Here is a 2,603-nt window from a genome sequence, read left to right on the forward strand (position 1 = left end):
AGACACCTTGAAATCACTCCCAGTAGCCCCAACGATTCACCCGTCACAGGGTTGTGGTCGAAACGCGGAACACCAGCCAGCGCAGTTTGCAGGACAGGGATGTAGTTGATTATCGGCTGCGTCGTGGTAGGCGTGTATGCGGTGACTTGGCTGCGTTGTTCGAGTTGGGCGCCCCAAATGTAGATACCAGAAGTGCCGTCGCCTGTGTAGTTAGCACCGTACAGTCCAAGGTTTGCACCTGTATCCGGGTATCCTGTAAAGCCTAGTGAGATTGTCGAAGATCCTGCGGAGAACGTGACAACACAGCGACGCCATCCACCACCTATATCCGATACAGAAGATGCCAAATATCCAGGAGAGCTTGCTGGGTTGTCAGAGGAAAGAGAAACCAAATCAAATCTTGCAGCTACTCGACCGTTTGCAAGATCAGAAAAATAAAGCTTTGAAAACTCAGCGGCTTTTGCATACACAGACACAGTGTATACATTACCGGCAGGAAGAGAAAGCCCTTGTCTTATGCCGTGATAGTTTTGCGAATTATCAGCAAGCAGTTTTGTTGCTGTGGCTGTACCGTCAGGGGCTACGCTTGAATTACTAACAATAGAAGAATAAGCAAGAACCCAACCAGCCGAACTAAAAAGTTGAGAGCTGATAAACAAGTTCTCTTCCGCCTTCGCCACCGTCTTGCCGTCGTAATAGGTAGCAGCACTTGCGCGGCTGAAGGTGATGCGCGGATCGAGCGCCTTGGCGTTGGCGAAGTCCAGGTTCAGCGAGGGACGGATTGCGGGGAAATTGGATGTGATGGCCATGGTTCAGTCCTCAGTTCGCTTGCGTGATGATCCAGTTGGTGCCGTCGGACACCAGCGTTGCGTATTTGCCGGCCGCGGCGGCCAGGATGGCGGTGCCTGCGGCTCCACCAGCCAGCGGCACCACATTGCTCGACGCCGACACGACGGTGAACGCGGCACGGTTCGTGAGCATGATTTCCCGGCCCAGGTTGGTAGCGGCATCCGGCAGGGTGACGGGGATGCTGGCCGTTCCGTTGCAGATCAGCCAGTGCTCGTTGTCGGCGACCGTGAAGGCCGCCGTTTTGGTCACAGGCGCACGGCGGCGGACCTGGCCTTGGAAGATGCCGCCCTCGATGTTCACGCTGAGGTGCGACTGGTAAGCCATGCTGCCCAGGTCGCCGTTCCTCGGTACCTGATTGGGCGCGGTCCCGATGTCCGACTGCTCGACCAACGGAGTCAGAGCCACCCACAGATAGGTGATCTTGCCCTGGGCATCAGCCAGCGGGATCTTGCCGGGTGCGGGCTGTTCAGACGACCAGATCGATACGTCGACGATGGCATCGAAGAAGCTGGTGTTGCTGGGCAGGTTGCCGGTGCTCGTGGCCTTGCAGATGTACTGCAGGCCGTTGTAGGTCACGATGTCCAGCGGCTGATAGGTGGTGCCGGCGAGGTAGGCGCCGCGCTGGATGGGCTTGATGCGGCCAAGGTTGACGGAAGGCATGGGAGGTCCTTTTCGGAGGGGTCAGTAGGTCACGACCAGCTCGCCGCTGGCGTTGACGGTCATGCTGGTGACGGTGGGTTCGTTGTACGAGCCGATCAGCTCGCCGTTGGCGTTGACAGAGAAGATGCCGATGCCGTTGGCCAACACGTTGCCGAACGCGAGCAGCGCGGCGTTGGCGGCAGCTGCAGCGCTGGCGGCCGAGTTGGCCTGCGTGGTGGCGGTGGCAGCCTGGGCATTGGCGGTGCCGGCATGGGTGCTGGCCTGGGCGGCATAGCCCGAGGCGGCGGTTGCCTGGGCAGTCGCTATCACGGCCTGCTGGGTGGCCAGGGCCTTCTGTGCGGCGGCATCCGAGGCGCTGGTGCCGGCGGCGAGCTTGAGCTCGTAGGTAGCCTGGCGGTCGGCGCTCGTCTGCGCGCGGTCCAGTCCAGTCTGGACACGATCAAGGCCGGTCTGCGCCCGGTCGGCATCGGTAGCCGCGGCATCCAGGCCGGTCTGCACCCGGTCAGCGCCCGTCTGCACGCGGTCCAATCCGGTCTGGACACGGTCGAGACCGGTCTGCACGCGGTCGTCGGCAGTGGCGTCGGCATCCTGCTGCGCAGCCAGTTCGGCTTGGACGGCGCGGTCGCGCGCGGCCTCGGCACCGAGCCTGGCCTGCTGGGCGGCCGTGGCATTGCCCGCGGAATCAGCCAGGGCAGCGGCGGCTTCTGCCGCCTCCCGGTGCTCTGCTGCGGCGATGGCGTTTTCCGCGGACTGGCCGGCCGACAGGTCAGCGTCCTGGGCCCGCAGGCGGGACGTGGCGGCATCGGCAGCAGCCGATTCGGCGGCGAGCTTGGCATTGGCCTCGCTGGCAGCAGAACGAGTGGCTGATCGGCTGGCCTGGGAGGCGGCCGTGGCAGCCAAGGTGGCGCTGCCGGAGACGTCCACGATGGCGGCCTTGGCCACCACCTCATCGGCGATATCCTTGATTTGCGCGAACCGCTCAGGCACTTCCTGCAGGAAGGTCCCGACATCGGCCTCAAATTCCGGCGTTCCGGCGACCGGTATCTTTGTGAATGGGGTGAAGTTAGCCATGGGCCGAGTGATTTCAAGGTGTC

The 2,603-nt window shown here is 62.2% G+C and carries 3 protein-coding genes; all 3 read right to left on the minus strand.

Annotation, left to right across the window (positions count from 1 at the left end):
• On the minus strand, positions 1-809 hold an 809-nt coding region (locus tag C6P64_RS18125; protein WP_211296894.1), incomplete at its 3' end, for a phage head spike fiber domain-containing protein.
• Between the two features lie 10 nt (positions 810-819).
• The gene (locus C6P64_RS17790) at positions 820-1,509 is read right to left on the minus strand and encodes a hypothetical protein (protein ID WP_105749852.1); all 690 of its coding nucleotides are present in this window, start codon (positions 1,507-1,509) and stop codon (positions 820-822) included.
• A 21-nt stretch (positions 1,510-1,530) separates the two neighbouring features.
• Entirely contained in the window at positions 1,531-2,580 is a 1,050-nt protein-coding gene (locus tag C6P64_RS17795; protein ID WP_105749853.1) for a hypothetical protein, read from the minus strand.
• Between the last annotated feature and the right edge of the window lie 23 nt (positions 2,581-2,603).

The organism is Malikia granosa, assembly GCF_002980595.1.
In the GTDB taxonomy this organism is placed as follows: domain Bacteria; phylum Pseudomonadota; class Gammaproteobacteria; order Burkholderiales; family Burkholderiaceae_C; genus Malikia; species Malikia granosa.

Excerpts from the sequence above, each read along its gene's own strand:
- C6P64_RS17795 (WP_105749853.1), bottom strand. The coding sequence starts at position 2,580 with ATGGCTAACTTCACCCCATTCACAAAGATACCGGTCGCCGGAACGCCG.
- C6P64_RS17790 (WP_105749852.1), bottom strand. The coding sequence starts at position 1,509 with ATGCCTTCCGTCAACCTTGGCCGCATCAAGCCCATCCAGCGCGGCGCC.